This window comes from Denitrovibrio acetiphilus DSM 12809 (assembly GCF_000025725.1).
GTDB classification, from domain to species: Bacteria; Chrysiogenota; Deferribacteres; order Deferribacterales; family Geovibrionaceae; genus Denitrovibrio; species Denitrovibrio acetiphilus.
On sequence record NC_013943.1, the window covers coordinates 762,066 to 779,526 of the forward strand.

At 39.1% G+C, this 17,461-nt stretch carries 17 protein-coding genes and 1 tRNA gene; 11 read left to right on the top strand and 7 right to left on the bottom strand.

All coding sequences use genetic code 11. The annotated features are described in order from the left end of the window. The first annotated feature begins 68 nt into the window (after window positions 1–68). From eno to DACET_RS03795, 7 genes are all read left to right on the top strand, one after another. Window positions 69–1,367: a phosphopyruvate hydratase gene (eno, locus tag DACET_RS03765; protein WP_013010068.1), complete on the top strand. Its 1,299-nt coding sequence runs from the start codon at window positions 69–71 to the stop codon at window positions 1,365–1,367. Window positions 1,368–1,489: 122 nt separating this feature from the next. Continuing rightward, a complete protein-coding gene (locus DACET_RS03770) occupies window positions 1,490–2,587 on the top strand; it encodes an aminopeptidase (RefSeq protein ID WP_013010069.1) in 1,098 nt (365 codons plus the stop codon). Next, the gene (gene asnS / locus DACET_RS03775; RefSeq protein WP_041230115.1) at window positions 2,587–3,951 is read left to right on the top strand and encodes an asparagine--tRNA ligase; all 1,365 of its coding nucleotides are present in this window, start codon (window positions 2,587–2,589) and stop codon (window positions 3,949–3,951) included. The genes DACET_RS03770 and asnS overlap by 1 nt, the downstream gene beginning before the upstream one ends. Before the next feature lie 446 nt (window positions 3,952–4,397). Further along, window positions 4,398–4,483 (top strand) — tRNA-Leu (locus tag DACET_RS03780). A 234-nt stretch (window positions 4,484–4,717) separates the two neighbouring features. After that, window positions 4,718–6,082: a hypothetical protein gene (locus DACET_RS03785; protein WP_013010071.1), complete on the top strand. Its 1,365-nt coding sequence runs from the start codon at window positions 4,718–4,720 to the stop codon at window positions 6,080–6,082. A 15-nt stretch (window positions 6,083–6,097) separates the two neighbouring features. Then, the gene (locus tag DACET_RS03790; RefSeq protein ID WP_013010072.1) at window positions 6,098–6,472 is read left to right on the top strand and encodes a hypothetical protein; all 375 of its coding nucleotides are present in this window, start codon (window positions 6,098–6,100) and stop codon (window positions 6,470–6,472) included. Window positions 6,473–6,489: 17 nt separating this feature from the next. After that, the gene (locus DACET_RS03795; protein WP_013010073.1) at window positions 6,490–6,705 is read left to right on the top strand and encodes a hypothetical protein; all 216 of its coding nucleotides are present in this window, start codon (window positions 6,490–6,492) and stop codon (window positions 6,703–6,705) included. Here DACET_RS03795 and DACET_RS03800 read toward each other — a convergent pair. The 3 genes from DACET_RS03800 to DACET_RS03815 form a co-directional block, all read right to left on the bottom strand. Further along, complete coding sequence (locus DACET_RS03800; RefSeq protein WP_013009968.1) at window positions 6,702–7,916, bottom strand: IS256 family transposase; 1,215 nt, start codon at window positions 7,914–7,916, stop codon at window positions 6,702–6,704. The two genes, DACET_RS03795 and DACET_RS03800, sit on opposite strands and share 4 nt — an antisense overlap. Window positions 7,917–8,204: 288 nt before the next feature. After that, window positions 8,205–8,956, bottom strand: a protein-coding gene (locus DACET_RS15930) for an IS5 family transposase (protein WP_211204088.1) whose coding sequence is annotated in 2 segments (ribosomal slippage) — window positions 8,205–8,641 and window positions 8,641–8,956 — 753 coding nt in all. Because the reading frame shifts where the segments join, the coding sequence is not laid out codon by codon here. Window positions 8,957–9,058: 102 nt separating this feature from the next. Continuing rightward, a complete protein-coding gene (locus tag DACET_RS03815) occupies window positions 9,059–9,301 on the bottom strand; it encodes a hypothetical protein (RefSeq protein ID WP_013010074.1) in 243 nt (80 codons plus the stop codon). A 107-nt stretch (window positions 9,302–9,408) separates the two neighbouring features. On the opposite strand from DACET_RS03815, the gene DACET_RS03820 reads away from it, so the two are divergent. Then, window positions 9,409–10,035 (top strand): hypothetical protein, encoded by a 627-nt coding sequence (locus DACET_RS03820; protein WP_041229865.1) that lies wholly within the window; start codon window positions 9,409–9,411, stop codon window positions 10,033–10,035. Window positions 10,036–10,412: 377 nt separating this feature from the next. Here DACET_RS03820 and istB read toward each other — a convergent pair whose 3' ends face one another. The 4 genes from istB to DACET_RS03840 all read right to left on the bottom strand — a co-directional run bounded on the left by istB (window position 10,413) and on the right by DACET_RS03840 (window position 14,083). Further along, complete coding sequence (istB, locus tag DACET_RS03825; protein ID WP_013010076.1) at window positions 10,413–11,186, bottom strand: IS21-like element helper ATPase IstB; 774 nt, start codon at window positions 11,184–11,186, stop codon at window positions 10,413–10,415. Further along, window positions 11,183–12,229, bottom strand: coding sequence for an IS21 family transposase (gene istA / locus DACET_RS03830; protein ID WP_013010077.1), 1,047 nt, complete (start codon window positions 12,227–12,229; stop codon window positions 11,183–11,185). The genes istB and istA overlap by 4 nt, the downstream gene beginning before the upstream one ends. 239 nt (window positions 12,230–12,468) lie before the next feature. Beyond that, window positions 12,469–12,825: a hypothetical protein gene (locus tag DACET_RS03835; protein ID WP_013010078.1), complete on the bottom strand. Its 357-nt coding sequence runs from the start codon at window positions 12,823–12,825 to the stop codon at window positions 12,469–12,471. Between the two features lie 28 nt (window positions 12,826–12,853). Further along, the gene (locus tag DACET_RS03840; protein ID WP_211204100.1) at window positions 12,854–14,083 is read right to left on the bottom strand and encodes a hypothetical protein; all 1,230 of its coding nucleotides are present in this window, start codon (window positions 14,081–14,083) and stop codon (window positions 12,854–12,856) included. A 148-nt stretch (window positions 14,084–14,231) separates the two neighbouring features. Here DACET_RS03840 and DACET_RS03845 point away from each other — a divergent pair, with 148 nt between their 5' ends. From DACET_RS03845 to DACET_RS15380, 3 genes are all read left to right on the top strand, one after another. Beyond that, window positions 14,232–14,450: a helix-turn-helix domain-containing protein gene (locus DACET_RS03845; protein WP_013010080.1), complete on the top strand. Its 219-nt coding sequence runs from the start codon at window positions 14,232–14,234 to the stop codon at window positions 14,448–14,450. A 263-nt stretch (window positions 14,451–14,713) separates the two neighbouring features. Beyond that, window positions 14,714–15,814 carry an HNH endonuclease family protein gene (locus tag DACET_RS03850; protein ID WP_013010081.1) on the top strand — a complete coding sequence of 367 codons (1,101 nt, stop codon included), beginning with the start codon at window positions 14,714–14,716 and terminating at the stop codon, window positions 15,812–15,814. 78 nt (window positions 15,815–15,892) lie between these two features. Then, complete coding sequence (locus DACET_RS15380) at window positions 15,893–17,455, top strand: nuclease-related domain-containing protein (RefSeq protein WP_052293499.1); 1,563 nt, start codon at window positions 15,893–15,895, stop codon at window positions 17,453–17,455. Window positions 17,456–17,461 lie beyond the last annotated feature (6 nt).

Consider the following 17,461-nt stretch of genomic DNA (forward strand, 5'->3'; position numbering starts at 1 on the left):
AAGGGGGGCACGGGCGCCTCTTATATTTCATACCAAAAAGTTAAATCATATATACTGAGGAGAATTCTATGACTGATATAATTGATGTTTTTGCCAGAGAAGTTCTGGACTCCAGAGGAAATCCTACAATTGAGGTTGAGGTTGTGACAAGTGGCGGCGTTATGGGGCGTGCCATTGTTCCATCAGGTGCTTCCACCGGCGAATATGAAGCTGTAGAGCTTCGTGATGGCGACAAAGAGCGTTTTCTCGGTAAGGGAGTGCTTCAGGCTGTACAAAACGTTAATGAAATCGTTGCACCTGAGCTTGAGGGGATTGATGTTACAGAGCAGAAGCTCATTGACGAGATGCTCATTGAGCTTGACGGTACAAAAAATAAAGGGAAACTTGGCGCAAACGCTATTCTCGGTGTTTCACTCGCTTGTGCAAAAGCTGCTGCGGAGTCCTGTGGGCTTCCGCTTTATAAATATATCGGCGGTGCATACGCGTGTACTCTCCCTGCTCCTATGATGAATATACTTAACGGCGGCGAACATGCTGATAATAACGTTGATATTCAGGAATTCATGATTATGCCTCTCGGCGCAGAATCATTCCGTGAAGCTCTCAGAATGGGTGTTGAAGTTTTTCATACACTTAAAGGCGTGCTGAAAGCAAAAGGGATGAGCACATCTGTCGGGGATGAGGGCGGTTTCGCTCCGAACCTCGGCTCTAACGAAGAGGCGATAGAAGTTATCCTCGAAGCTATCGATAAAGCGGGCTATAAAGCTGGTTCAGATATCTACATAGCTATTGATGCAGCCTCAAGCGAATTTTATAACAAAGATAAAGGCGTTTATGTCCTCGAAGCTGAGGCGGAGCCGGAAAAAACATCTGCTCAGATGGTGGAATATTATAAATATCTCGTTGAAAAGTACCCTATTATATCCATTGAAGATGGTCTGGATGAAAATGACTGGGATGGATGGAAGCTTCTTACCGACGCTATCGGCGACAAATGCCAGCTTGTGGGGGACGACCTTTTTGTCACTAACACAGAGAGACTTACACGGGGTATCAAAACAGGAGTCGCTAACTCTATCCTTGTGAAGCTGAACCAGATAGGAACCCTCACAGAGACTCTGGATGCTATACAGACAGCAAGAGAAGCAGGGTATACATGTGTTATCTCTCACCGCTCAGGCGAGTCAGAAGACACAACTATTGCAGACCTTGCAGTTGCTGTGAATGCCGGACAGATTAAAACAGGTTCCGCTTGTAGAACAGACAGGATAGCCAAGTACAACCAGCTTCTGCGCATAGAGGAAGAGCTCTTCGATCAGGCAGCTTATAAAGGGCTTGGTGCGTTTTACAACCTTAAAGGTAAATAGAGTTATTGCCGGCATTCCGGCATAAACGAGAGTGACCGTGTTTTGGCGGTTACAGTAACATTCGATAAAAAACAGAGGGGGCTTTTTGCCCCCTTATTGTATTTGAAAGGAGATATCTTTTTATGAGTTTAGAGAAAAAGATGGCACAGCTTATTTGTGAATATTCTCTCGATCTGAAAGAGGGGGACATATTCCTCATAAGGTCAGAAACAGTGGCAGAGCCGCTTGTCAAAGAGTTCGTAAGAAAGACGCTTGAGATGGGCGCACACCCGGTTCTGCGTATGATGATTTCAGAGCAGCAGTCTGTCTTTTATAAATACGCAACTGAAAAACAGCTCGAATTTATCCCCCCCTCAGTTATGGCAGATGCAGAGAACATTACTGCACAAGTATATATAGATAGCACGGACAACACAAAACAGCTCACAAACACTGATAAATCCAAAGTTTCCCTCTATGCAAAATCAATGCGTAAAGTTCGTGACGTGCTTATGGACAGAGAAGAGAAGGGAGAATTCCGCTGGTCGCTCTGTCCGTATCCGACACAGGCTATGGCGCAGGATGCGGAGATGTCTCTTGATGAGTATACAGAATTTGTATTTAACGCATGTAAGCTGAACGAAGCTGATCCGGTTGCCGCATGGAAAGAAGTAGATGAGTTTCAGAATAAAGTTGTCGATATTCTCACAGGGACAAAAGAGATACGCATCGAAGGGAAGAATACTGATATAACCTTCAATGTGGAAGGGCGTAAATGGATTAATTGTAACGGTCATCACAATATGCCGGACGGAGAGGTTTTTACAAGTCCTGTGGAAGACGGCGTTAACGGACAGATATACTTTGACCTGCCGACATCGTATATGGGGGTTGAAGCCGGCGGTATTACGCTGAAAATCGATAAAGGGCGCATAATTGAGGCAAGTGCAGAGAAGGGGGATGATTTTCTTCAGTCTGTTCTCGACACTGATGAAGGCTCCAGACTCATTGGAGAGATAGCTTTCGGGCTGAATGATAATATTAATAAGCCGACTAAGAATATACTCTTTGACGAAAAGATCGGACGCACAATACATATGGCTGTGGGTGCAAGCTATCCTGAGGCTGGCGGGAAAAACAAGTCAGGAATACACTGGGATATGATAAAGGGAATGGCTGACGGCAAAGTCTATGCCGATGGTGTTATGATATATAGCGAAGGCAGATTTCACGGAGTTTGATAATGAGAAACAAAATCAAAGACCTTTTAAACGCAGAGCATCCTGAGAGTGATATTACTGTTCATGGGTGGGTGCGAAGCAAAAGAGATTCGAAGAATTTTACGTTTCTGGAACTGAACGACGGTTCATGTCTGAAAAATCTTCAGGCGATTGCTGATGAAGATATCGGAACTTACGATGTTTTAAAGGATATTAATACCGGAGCATCTGTTGAGATAAAAGGTGATCTTATAGAATCACCAGGGAAAGGTCAGAAGTGGGAGCTTAAGGCGAAGGCAGTTGCTCTTGTTGGTGGTGCAGACCAGGAGACATATCCTCTGCAAAAGAAACGCCACTCAGACGAATTCCTGCGCCAGATAGCTCATCTGCGCCCCAGAACGAATAAATATGGAGCGATATTTCGTATCCGCTCCGAGGCTTCATTTGCTGTGCATCAGTTTTTCCGTGAGCGTGGATTTCACTATGTTCATACACCGATAATTACAGGTTCTGACTGTGAGGGTGCCGGGCAGATGTTCCGCGTGACAACCCTTGAGGATACGAAAAAACCTGTTGCGGAAGATTTTTTCGGCAAAGCGGCGTATCTTACAGTTTCAGGTCAGCTTGATGCTGAAAGCTATGCGTGTGCACTTGGCAGTGTTTATACTTTTGGACCGACATTCCGCGCCGAAAACAGTAATACCCCAAGGCACGCAGCAGAGTTCTGGATGATTGAACCGGAAATGGCGTTTGCTGATATTCACGACAATATGACTCTTGCCGAAGAGTTTGTGAAGTATCTTATCTGGTTTTTGATGGAGAATTGCAAAGAAGACCTTGAACTGTTTTTTAATTTTGTCGACAAAGAGCTTGAGGCCAAGCTTACAAATATGCTTACGAATGATTTTGAGCGTGTCGAATATCGCGAAGCGGTGAAGATTCTTGAGAATTCCGGCGAAAAGTTCGAGTACCCTGTTGGGTTCGGTGTGGATTTGCAGACTGAGCATGAGAGATATCTGACTGAAAAGCACTTTAAAAAGCCGGTTTTTGTTTATAACTACCCGAAAAGCATTAAGCCGTTCTATATGCGTCAGAACGATGATGGTGAGACTGTCGCCGCTATGGATCTTCTTGTCCCTTCAGTTGGGGAGCTTATCGGCGGAAGCCAGCGTGAGGAGAGGCTTGATGTTCTGGATAGTGCTATAGAAAAGATGGGACTCAGTATGGAAGAATACGGCTGGTATGCTGAGCTAAGGAAATACGGCACAGTGCCCCATGCAGGGTTCGGGCTTGGGTTTGAACGACTTCTGATGTTCGTTACAGGTGTGACAAATATCAGAGATGTAATACCTTTTGCCAGAACTCCGAAAAATCTTGAATTTTAATCACTGACTGAAGGGGCAGGGTAGTCTGTTTTTTCTTGTACTTTATAGGTAAATATGAAGATAAAGCCGGAGCCTGAAAACTTCGGCTTTTCATTTTTGAGTTATACTTATTCGATCCATTTACGAATGAGAGGATTACCCTATCTCTTCAAAGGTATACCTATCAGGGATGTATACTGAGCTAGAGCGGGGCTTACAGAATACGAATGATACCATAACAGTTCAGCACAGCCTTGATAATTATGAGTTATAAAATGCTGTTAGCTGGAATTGTCAGCAATTGACCGAAAATAACAGTAATTAATAGTTGATGTTTAGAACATGAATAGCTATAATCTGCCGAATATCAAGTATATAAACCTTTTTGCCCGGGTGGCGGAATTGGTAGACGCAAGGGACTTAAAATCCTTGTAAATGTTTGAAAATTGAATAAGAATTAACACCATGCCCGAGTGGTGGAATTGGTAGACACAAGAGACTTAAAATCTCTCGAAACGCTTGTTTCGTACCGGTTCGATTCCGGTCTCGGGCATTTTTAATGCCGATAAAATAGGAAGCCTCAGCATTCGCTGAGGCTTTTCTATTTTTTAGATTTCTAACGTTTTTTCTAACCATATTGCTGCATAGCAGTAGATGATCTGTATTCAGTTCGCAGTACTAGTCAACATAGAATGAATCAAATACCATTGATATATTGATTCAATATCATTTTAGAGTACAATAGTTATATAGGTTTCTAGTAAAACACTTAGATTGTGAGAAAAATATGATTATTAGACCGAGATTAAATGATTTTCATAATTTAACATTCACTCAAACAGATGTAGACTTTGCTATACCATTTCTAGACGAAGATATACCTTTATATCTAGACCCTTTTTTGTTGTGGAAAAGTCCATCTCAGCAAGATAATTCATTACACACAACTATTACCAATTCATTTAACCAGCTTGGGAATATGTTTTTGAAAGATGAAAATCAAGCTGTGTCAATTTTAAAAGAGATTTCAGAATGCGATGCGGTAGGTTTGGGTAACTCCAAGAGTAAGCAAGGAAAAAAGATTGGTGATAAAATGGCTTACTCTGTATTGTCTACATTTAGAGATATTCCGCAAATTAATAAACAGGGATATACTCATTTTGAAGAGCTACAATTATTGGTTGATAGCTTTTCTAAAGATAGGGTTAGTGATATAGCGTGTAATTTACTTGAATCTTTTCTCATTGATTATACTATCCAGCAATGCGAGAAACACAATGTCCCTATGGAAATTGTAAATATTGATTTTTTTGATTTAAAGAAAATGGCATTTGTGTCTGAAAAAGTCCAACTACCTACGAATCCAATTTCTAAAGACCAGATATTATTTGTTCCAAAAAGATGGCTTCGTTTTGTACCTTGGATCAACTATGAGGACTTCTATAAAGATTATGTTTCTATGTCTGACAAGCTAGATGCAGGTACAACAATACCAAGGGTACAACTTCTTGACTATAATAGGCAAAACTACGATCAAGTTCAGGAATTTATCAAAAGAAAGCAACTATCTCAAAAAGATTGCCAAAATGATCCATTGTTTTCTCAAATACCAATTCTCTCATCAAAAAGGAAACTCGGCAATATTCTTAAATTACCTACTGGTAAAACGGATAACGCAGATCAACAATATGAGAAAGATCTATGCCCTCTACTTGCATCCATGCTGTTTCCTGAGTTAGATTTTGCAAAACCCCAAGCGAGAACAGCCGATGGTGTTTTGATAAGAGATCTTATATTTTATAACAATACATCCCATGATTTTCTAAAAGAGATTTACGATAAGTACAACAGTAGGCAAATTGTATTTGAATTAAAAAATGTCAAAGAAGTTACGACGACTCATGTAAATCAGCTAAATCGCTATCTTAACAATGAGTTTGGAAGTTTTGGAGTTATTTTCACTAGGAATGAACCTCCCAAAAGTGTGTACAAAAACACAATAGACCTTTGGTCTGGTCAGAGGAAATGTATACTCATTATGACAGATAACGATTTAGAGTTAATGTCTCAGGTGTATGAAAATAAACAAAGACTACCTATAGATGTGCTAAAGAAGAAATACGTAGAGTTCACAAGACAGTGCCCATCTTAGTATAAGGAGAAATGTATGACAGAAGAACAGGTAGAAATATTTCTTAAACTTCAGCCTCAAATTAAGAGTGCTTATGACGAAATAACACTTTTATCTAAAAAGAAACCAACAGAACCCCTTAATAAATTTAAATTAAAATTTATTAATAGCATGCTTAATCAAGCAAATCATATCTTGCAAAATGACTATATCCCTTTTCCTGATGAGTTTGAACAGTTTGATGTAGACGATATGCCAAATAATGGAGATGTGGTATTTATTCTGTCTCACTATTTAACATCTCTAGAAAAGTTGAGATGCGATAATATTAAATATCAAAAGCACTACTATTACTGGGTGATAGATGGTGAAGTCTCTACTTTAAAGACTTCTCCACCTTGTATAAAATAATTTGTTTGGAGTTAATAATGAAAAAACAAAGCATGTGGCTACCTAGTAATAACGATATAGCAAGCTATAAACTGCTTAGTGAGATGCTTAAATCTTTAAAAAATGAATTTGATCTTTTGTCTAAAAAGAAATCAGACGAGCAGCTTAATAAGATGAAAATTAAAATGGTTAATAAAGTGCTTGGACAATTGAAAGAACTATTCCAGAATGAAGATTCGAGCCTGTCATATTAACTGTGTAAAGTCGTAATTCTGTCTTCATAGTTGATATATAGCTGTGAGTATATTACACCCCAATCCCTGATTGGCATAGTCCATTTCTTTTCGATACCTAAAATAGCTAAATATAAGAGCTTTACAAGGGAGTCTTCCGTCGGGAAGGCTCCCTTTCCTTTAGTCGATTTCCTGATGGCAGAATGGAAGCTCTCAACCGGATTCGTGGTATAAATCAGTTTCCTGAGCTCCTTGGAATATTTGAAATACGTAGAAAGCTCAGTCCAGTTGTTCCGCCATGATTTCGAGATGTTAGGATATTTGCTGTCCCACTTCTCAGCAAAGGCATCCAGCTCAGCTCTGGCTTGTTCCTCGGTCGCTGCGGCATAGATTTTCTTGAGGTCAGCAGCCACAGTCTTACGCTCCTTCCAGGGCACAAAGCGGAGAGAGTTGCGTATCTGATGGACTACGCATTTCTGAATCTCAGACTGTGGAAAAGCGGCTGTTATAGCTTCTGAGATGCCCTTGAGGTTGTCTACGGCAAAGATAAGAATATCCTGTACTCCACGGTTCTTTAGCTCGTTCATAACTGTCAGCCAGTATTTAGCGGATTCTGTCTCGGCAAGATATAGCCCCAGACAGGATTTATGACCTTCCATGCTGATGCCGATCACAAAGTAGATAGTGACGTTGCGAACAGCTCCGTCCACACGCATCTTTAAAACCATGCCGTCCATAAAGACGATGGCGTATATCTCTTCCAAGGCTCTGTTCTGCCATTCTTTAGCCTGTGGGAGAATCTTGTCTGTAATAACGCTGACTGTCTCCGGCGATAGCTCATGACCGTAGATATCAAAGATGTGCTCTTTGATGTCACGGTTACTCATACCCTTGGCATACATGGAAATTACTTTAGCTTCAATGCCTGATATATCTGTCTGGCGTTTCTTGACTATTTCAGGCGAAAAGGTTGATAGGCGATCACGGGGTACTTCGAGTTCCATTTCGCCCATTTGTGATTGTACTTTCTTGGAAGAACGACCGTTACGGCTGTTGCCGTCACTTACGTTCGGTTCATGTTTCTTATAGCCTAAATGGGCTTCAAGCTCACCTTCGTAGAGCGTTTCTATGACTTCTTTCATCATGTCACGCATAAACACCTGAAGGTCTTCTGTGGTTTTTACATCGCTTTCAGCAAGCAGTTCTTTCAGTTTGTCCTTGTCTAATTTCATCATAAACCTCGCATGTTAGTTTAACACATACGACGTTTACACACTTTTATTTACACGCTCGAAGATTCGCTCCAATTTCTAGAAATCCTTGAGGAAGATGATATACCTTCTAATAGCGATGTTGTTGTCATCTTAAGTCAATATGAAACAGCGATAACTCTCTTTAAGAGACATTATTTTAAGGACTATAAATGGATAACTTCAGATTAATGTTATGTAGTTTATAATTAATATAGTTTATGTTATCTGAGATTCAATTATAATATTTAATCTAGGGGCTGTTCACATTTATTTTAACCATATGATTACAGCCACCAATGTTACCATTGCCTCATAGTTTCTTGCAAGTTTTTCATATCTTGTGGCAATTCGCCGGAATTCTTTCATTCGCTGAAAGAGCCTTTCAACCAGATTGCGCTCTTTATACAAATGCTTGTCATATTTCCGTTGTTCTAATCTATTACATTTAGGCGGGATAACTGCAACAGCACCAGCCTGTATTATTGAAGACACAAAAGCATTGGAATCGTACCCTCTGTCAGCAATCACATAAGCAGGTGAAAATCCTGCGATGAGATTATCTGCCTGAGCGTATTCCGACTCCTGTCCTCCCGTAAGGATAAACCTTACAGGGTTGCCATGTGAATCCACAGATGCATGAATCTTAGTACTCAGACCGCCTCTGGAACGCCCTTGGCATTCTTGGTTTTGGCAGTTTTTTTTGATGCACCATGTTGATGAACCCTTACAATACTGCCGTCTACCATAAGGTACTCAAGGTCTGCATCTCCAGACAGCTCTGCAAATACTTTCTGCCAAACATCCTTTTTAGCCCATCTGTCATAACGTACGTATACACTATGCCATTTGCCAAAGCAGGGGTGCATGTCACGCCAAGGACTACCTGTTCTGGCTATCCATAAGACTGCTTCTACAAAAAGACGGTTATCTTTAGCTGTTACTCCGCTGTCGCTCTTTTTTCCGGGGAGCATATCTTTGATGCGTTCCCATTGTTCATCTGATAATTGAGCTCTATACATAAAATACTCCAATTATTTCATTGGAATATATATCGGCATTAATTTAAATGTGAACAGCCCCTAGTTAAATGGCTTTTAATTTAGAATATTTTTCGTTCTGAATTAGTCCTGTCTTTCTCTTAGTTCTCTGATTAGGTCGGCTGTGCTGATTGGTTGCATTTCAGGTTTCATGACCTCCTGTTCCTGAACAGTATTACTTCTTGTACTCTCAGTACCATGCCTGTAATGATGCTCCTTAACCAGATCACAGATAAATGAACTCATATTGTTTGACGATGTTTTCAGAATCTCATAAATCTCTTCTGTCACTGATATTGTCATTGCCTTCTTCTTGTAGTTTTTCATTGCTTTATCTCCTTTAAATAAAATTATTTATAACTCTATATAGGCTTTTAAATACTCACGGCATCGTGATACAATTCGGAACGAAAAATGGTCTGAATTGGTGGCGTTTGAAAACAGATAAGAAAATCAAAAGAATTGAACAGTTAATAAAGCGTCTTGAGTCTGGCAGAGATGTTCCAAGAAAGGATTTGAAAGTTGTCCTGACCGATGAAGAAATGCAGAAACTTGATGATGAGTGGGAAATCGAGAAACAGAGCAGAACGGACAAGCCTAAAGAGATCGTAGAGTATGAGAAAAGGCTAGGCATTGCTGTAAGGAAATTTGGGCTGTACGAAAACCTGTTAACCAAGATCGAGCAGGATAAATCGACAACTCTCCATAATAACTGCCAAGATTATTGTTATAAACTGATTGACTATCTCAGAGAACATATCGAAATGAATCCTGAGCTAGCTTTATGGCTTGACCGTGATATAAACGATAGTCAGCCTGAACCGTCAGGAATGCCCCGAATAGTAACCTCTAAAAGCTATGAAAATCTGAACAGGCAGAGAGGACCGCTCCCTGCCACAAAGAGGATATTGAAAGAACAGGCATTGCAAGCTGCTTTAGAAAAATTAAAACCTGCTGATTTGTCTTGGACTGATGCCTCCATCTCAGATACAATTAAGCCTTTAAAAACTGATAAGTCTGATAGTGAGGCTGAAATCATTAAACTACTGGGCTTAGATTAAAATAAATTGAACACAGGAGGGTTAAATTGAGAAGCACAATCCGCATGAATTGTAAGTATTATCTTCAAAATAATTATCCAGAATTAATAAACTTCAAAAGGGGTACAAGCCGATTCTATGAGTATATAAAGAAGACAACGATTGGAGGTTGGTGGTTCACCATAAACACGAAATATATAAAATATGAAGATTATTTTATCCTCGCTGGTGCTTTAGATAAAACAGAAAATGATTTCAGATTATACAAGATTCCAACTGATTATTTACAAAACCATATAAGTACTTTCTATGAAGATAAGAGCAGAATTCACCTATTTGTTTCTAAGCTGTCAACGCCGATGAATTTTTACGCCATTCGCCGGCGAATAATTACGCCACTAATCCGTCGTTATTTTCATAAGTCCAGACTTCCGTTTCTCCTTCAGCCGGTAGCTCTCACCAGTAATATTAACAATGTGGCTGTGGTGTAGCAACCTGTCCACCGTCGCCGCAGTCAGCGCCTTATTGCCGGCGAAGATGCTTTCCCACTGACTGAAAGGCAAATTAGAAGTAATAACTATAGAGCTCCTCTCATATCTCTTACTGATGACATTGAAGAAGTGATTACCATTGTCCTCATTCATAGGGATATAGCCAACTTCATCGATGATAAGAATGCTGGGATTCATGATATTCCGCTTCAGATAGGTTTGGTATTTATCCTGCCTTTTTGCAATATCAAGCTGCATAAGAAGATCTGTAGCGGTTATAAACTTAACCTTCATCTTATGCTGAGTACCCAGATAACCAAGAGCCGCAGCAAGATGAGTCTTTCCTACGCCACTAGGCCCGAGGAAGACTACGTTCTCCGCTCGGGGCACGAACGTCAGGCTTGACAGCTCCTGCATCTGTACTTTAGAGACACCGGATGCATGTTTAAAGTCAAAGTCGTCAAGGGTCTTTACTGCAGGCAAACCAGCCATACGGAGCATCGTCGTTTTACTTCTTGTGTCTTTTACTGTAATCTCTGTATCAAGAAGCTTCTCAAGGTATGCTGTATAACTGAGCTCTTCCTTGACTGCTGCCTCTGAGATATGAGGAAACTCAGTCTCAAGACCATGAAGCCTCAGCTGTGCGCACTTGTCTCTGATTCTATCTATATCTAGGTTCATAAAGCACCTGTAGGAATAAGAGAGTCGTACATATCAAGAGAGCTTGATTGAACATCTATTTCAGGCACTTCTAAGCTGATTTCCGGCTCTTCTGCTATAGTTGTTGCTCTTGCCGGATATGTGCCCGTGTAAGGAGCAGCAAGAGGCATCAGGTGTTCTTTCTCTTCCTGAAACATGTCTATCGGTTTCTTACCAGTAGTGCCGTGTATTCTCTGATCGGCAATCTCTTCATTCCAGTGAGTTACCCGTATGTTTGCAGTGTCCATATCCATTATAAGGCCATTCATTCTGAGCTTCGTATACTCAGGGTAATAAAAACTGTGCTTCATATAATTTATGAAGCGCTCAACCTTGCCTTTAGTTTTTGCCCTATATGGTTTGCACAGGCGGGGTATGGTGCCATAGTGGCGACACATATCAAAAAACATGTCCTGGAACTTATGGCTTCCGGTTCCATAGAAGTCACGCTGTATAACAACTGCTTTGGCGTTATCGTAAAGGATTTCTTTAGGCACTCCGCCGAAGTAGTTGAAAGCTTTTATGTGGCAGTTTACAAAGGTATCTACTTTCTCATCGGTGATGAACTCTGTATAGCTTCTGCGACAGTAAGCTAGTTCGGCTACAAAGACATGGAGCTTTTTATTACCGCTCTTGACTGTTGCGAAATCTATCTGCATCTGATGACCTGGCGCTGTCTCAAACCGTACAAGCTCTTCTTCCACTGGTTTGGGTCTGACTTTCTGGATATAGTCTTTAAGGATAGTTATTCCGCCGTCATACCCCATCTCTTTAATCTCTCTGATAAGGACTGTCGCCGGTATCTTGTATGGCAGTGCGCTGGTTATCCGTTTGTTCAGATAATCCTTGAAAGGGTCAAGCTTACTGAAACGTACCGGATAGGCTTTCTTCTCTGGAAAGTCACTAAGGTTAAGATACTTTGAAATTGTCTTTCTGCTGATACCTGTCATACGCTCAATCTCTCGCTGGGAATATCCCTGCCGCTGTAATGTGTGAATCATGAAATACACCTCTTTATTCAGCATGTTCCCTCCTTTATGAAAGGAGAGAATAGCATTATTATAAAGTGGAGTAAAAATTCACCGGCGTTTGGCGTACTTTATCACCGGCGTTGACAAAGCAATCATCTCTTAACACAAGAAGAAAGAGTGGGCTCCCACTTATTCAATATATGTACCCGTAAGCTAAAATTCAGTTACAGAAAGAAAATCCTCATAAACTGAAAAGGAGCCTCCTACCAGAAGACTCCTTTCAAGATATTTGATTATTCCAAGCCTGAAACGCTTACATAAAAGCTCTTGCCATCATCAGTAGATTCCACTGTGTACGTGATTGAGCTACTCTCTGCTAATGGATACCCTTCAAATTTCAAATCAGCCGCACATTCATAGGAATCAACCTGTTTGTTGTAGTTTGTAGTTCTTATGCTTTCAATTTTGTATTTGACTGATGATATGTCAAGAAATCCCATTGATTCCTTTGCTTGTTGATCTAAATGTTCTTGTACAATTTCAAGAACTAGATTTTGGGTTTCCTGATCTGAACATTTAGGAGTATTGTTCCCACATGCAACTAAGAATGTCATAGAGGCAAGCAGTAAGATTTTGAGCATAAATTTCATTGTATTATCCCCTTTGTAGATTTAGTGATTATAAAGAACTGGCATAGCCGATGAGTTCATTGTAATCCAGAGTCCCGTAGTTATCTGAGAAATTGAACCAGCCTGAAAGACCGAATGGTGCTGTTTCTGTATTTTGCTCTGAGACGGAATCAATTCTTGTAATGATATTCCTTGTTGTTGCCTCAAGCTCAAAATCATCGACAGCACAGCCGTCAAAATCAGCAGACGATTTATTCACCATGTTTATAATCTCGTACATGTTCTGAGTTCCGGCAATGTCATTCAGAATATCTTCATCAGCATAGATGTAACCCTCTGAACTCTGACATGTATAATCGGAATCATCACCGAGCCTTGATTCAAAAGTAGTGAATGTATAAACCTCTGTGTTCGAGTCTGGATTCTGCCTCACTCTTTCGCTGTAAGATATTGGTCTGATTTCTGTTTCAAGATCATCATCTACTTTAGTGAGTTCATAGATTGTTCTCTCGTTAGTGAACACGATTACGTCCTTGTACCAAGCATCTGGATAAGCATTTTCGTTGTCGATTTCACTGCCCTGATAGTATTGAACCATGACAAAGTTTGTGTCACCGTACTGAGCTTTGAGAGCAAGCGTGTCCTCAAGAGACTTGGCAAGGATAGGTACAATGTCTCCTGCAAGGTCATGAGCGACAGCATTCTGTTCTTCTACATAGTCGGAATAGAGTTCTTCTTCTGTAAGCCCAAGTGTCTGAGACACGTTCTGCACTGTTTCATCCATGAGCAGAAGAATGTCCTGAACCGCTGATGGGTTCGCTGAGAAATAGTCACATGTTACATCTGCGCCATATTCCTGAAATATCATACTCTGAACCTTAGTCCAGAGAACAGATGTTAAAGGTGTGATATGAGCTGTTGTTTCCTCAGTTGTTCCGCCAAAGTTAGGTGCTCTGAACATCTGATATGCTTCTGTTACTGTACCGTTCTCTAGGTCAACAGCACCGACAGGAACATCAACCACGAGTGGCGAGTTCCAAGCACATGCTTTCTGTGTTTCATCTTCAAAAGTCAGGTTAAAGAGTCCACCTTCTCCAGAAACAACCGATGGTTCACCATCATCAAGCTCACCGTTGTAGTTCAGGTCATAATAGATTGTTGCACCTTCTATGTAACCATCAATTACCTTGCCAGCCACATCAGCAGTAGTTGAGTCTGAATTTGATGAACTGGAAGATGAACCGCCACCGCCACAAGCGGTTAGTAAAAATAATGCCATAATTATTAAAAAATATCTCTTCACTATAAAACCTCCGTTAAATGATTGTAATAGTTAGACCTTATAGGATTAATCATTTATCAATACTATACAGCCTCACCGTATATATGCGGTGTTTAAAGTGTAAACTTTAACGCAATATTTGTAAATGGATAATATCAATTTAAAATTTGGGAAAAAACTTAGACAGTTACGAACTGAAAGGAACATGACTCAGGAAGAACTGGCAGAAAAGTCAGGTATTGATTATAAGTATCTTCAGAAATTAGAAGGGCAAAGCCCTTCATCGCCAACATTATCGACCCTTGAAAAACTTGCCGTAGGGTTGGATATAACAATAATACAGCTTTTATCAGATATTCAGTAAGACACGCAGTATTTCAGCCGTGTTACTGAACGATATTTCTGTTGCTCTTAATGTGTCAATTTCAGAGCTAATACAACACGACCACAAATATAACAGCGAACTTTTAAAAAAGAGGTCACAAAATACATCAACAGTGCCAGTTCAGAAACCATCCAGAAGATTTATTTCTTTATTAAAAATATTTTATAGTAACGATACATACTTGTCTGGTCTTTCCTGTTTTGTTAATATAGCATGCCACATGTTAAAGAGGCGTACTAATAATGTCTAAGCAAGTGTTTACTAGCTTCGAAAGAGAAGCGATTTGGACTGCATATAATCGAAAATGTGCTTATACTGGTAGACAGTTAGAAATTGATAATTTTCACATAGAGCACATAATCCCTGAATCAATAGCCCAAAACAAAAATGAATTAGATAAGATTATCAGAAATTTTGGTTTACCAAATGATTTTGATATTTTCGGTTATGAGAACCTATTGCCCTCCCATCCTAGCGCAAATCTAACAAAAGGTAATAAGACGTTAATATCGACACCTTTCTTTATTAATCTCGCAATTGAGAAAAAACCAATCATTGAAAATAATATTAAAAAACTACAGGAAATGGCATCGAGAAGTAAATTTATCATGTCTATTAAACAAGCATTTGAAAGGGACATAATTACCGAACAAAAAATGAACGAACTAATAACTTTATTTGACAGCAAACCAAATGATGCTTTTAACATATTAGTGGAATTGGAATTCAAGAACAAAGTAGTTTTTAATAAAGTTAGTAAAAATGAAATAAATGAGTTGTTAAATATGCCTCTTGATACAATTGATAAATTATTCCGAACTAAAGATGGAAAAAAAGAGGAATATGTAATTCAAACATGCAATGACTATTTTAAAGCATTAGAGAATGGATTCTATCCGTTTACTACTTATGATATGGCACGCACCACTCACCTAGAACAAAAATGTGGACTATTAAAAGCTATACAAGATGCAAGATTACCACTCACTTCTTATATCTCTGAACCCAAAAAAAGTATTCTTGATACCAATTTGCTATCATTTAACTTTTTCCCTTGGATTGCAGAAAATTCTTCAAGACCAATATATCGTGAAACCTATAGTGACATGATAAAGAGGGGTGAGGCAAAAGTGATATCCACAACATCGCATAGCATTACAATTGAACATGCTGGGCTCAGACAATCACTGACGGAAGTCATGCGAGCTGATTTTGATAACGATGGAATAGAAGACATTCTACTATTTGAATCATATCATGTAACACAAGGAACTTTTGGATACGGTGAAATCAGGATTATCTCAATAAAAGAAAAAGATGGAAACTTTGTTATTGTCAAATAGCTTAAATCTCAAAGCTATAAAATAACTCATCTCAAAGCAATTCAGAACGATTTTTGTTCTAAATTGATAGGTGAATATATGCGGACTGAGGAACAGATAATAGCCGAATTAAAGGAACTATGTGTTCAAGATGGTTATCTAAATGCTGTTGCACACTTTTGTTTAATGACCGGATACATTTTTTATTCAGAAGAAATTGGCTCCAATGAGGTATCTGACCGTTATTCACGTAAAAATCTAATTGATACAGAAATTAAGACTATCTTGGGATTTGCGATAAAAAACGGAATTAATACTCAAGAAGTAAAACCTGTAACAGTACAATCATACATCGATCAAACAGAAGAGCTTTTAAAAGAATTACACGATTCAATGGGACTGACTATTCGTGATGAGTTATTTAGTAACTCTCAAAGTGAAGCGATTCCTGTAAGAACACCAGATGAGTTTCCTAACAGTTTCTTCCGTGAAGTCATCTTTTACTGTGGCATGTCAGCACACAATTTTCAGTTTCATGAGTTTGCTATTGAGAAATACAAGAATGATAATGATTGGCTTCAGAAAACTTATGGGGTATCTATTCAAGATTGTGTGACAATTTGTAAAGCAATTTCTGATAGAGTTTTAGAAAACATTAATTCCACTCGCTCAGATAAAACTAAATCATCAAAAGTTTTAACTGATGGAAATTTTCTAATAAATCTTTTTAAGTTCAACCTTTCTGAAATTGCTAAGCAATCTGAGTTAGACAAAAATATCGTTCAAAGTTTTATGAAGTTATTTTCTGTAGATGATACAGAAAGGAATAATTTGTTTAGTGAGTTAAACGATTATAACGTTATTCAAGCAAAGCCTATAATACAAATTAGTTCTCATGAGTATCTCAGCTTGGATAGCACATCACTTTATCAGGCTATTTATGAATCGCCTTTTTACTGGATGATGCGAGACACGGGTTACACAAATATTGCTGTCGAAAATAGAGGTCGTTTTGCCGAAGAATTTGTGTTTAATAAGCTATCTGAAATATTTGGGATTAATAATGTTTATAAAAATATCGATATATATTCCTCCCCAAGTAATAGGCTAGGTGAAATAGACATATTAGTTCAATATTCTGACAGAATATTTATTGTGCAGACGAAATCAAAGGGCTTAACTTTAGCGGCTCAGAAATGCAATGATAATACTTTAAGAGGGGATTTTAAAAAAGCTGTTCAGGATGCTTACGATCAAGGTCTGATTTGTGCTAAAGCGTTGCTTGAGAATAAGAACTACCTGCTAGACTCTGAAAAAAATAGAGTCGAAATAAAGCACAAGATTAATGATATTTTCATTATTTGCTCAACTTCTTCTCACTACCCAGCCATTAGTGTTCAGTCAGCACATTTTCTAAAGTATGAAACGAGCAACATTATACATCCTCCCTATGTTTTGGATATCTTCTTTTTTGATATACTGTGTGAGTTTTTAAATGACCCTTTGTACTTCATGGATTTTCTTAAAAAACGCTTACGATACATAAAATCTTTAAGAGCAACCCATGAACATACTATCCTAAGTTACCATCTACAACATAATCTGTATTTTTCAGAAAAATATGATTGTATGTCCTTGGATGACGACATTGCACAGGATTAGATATTG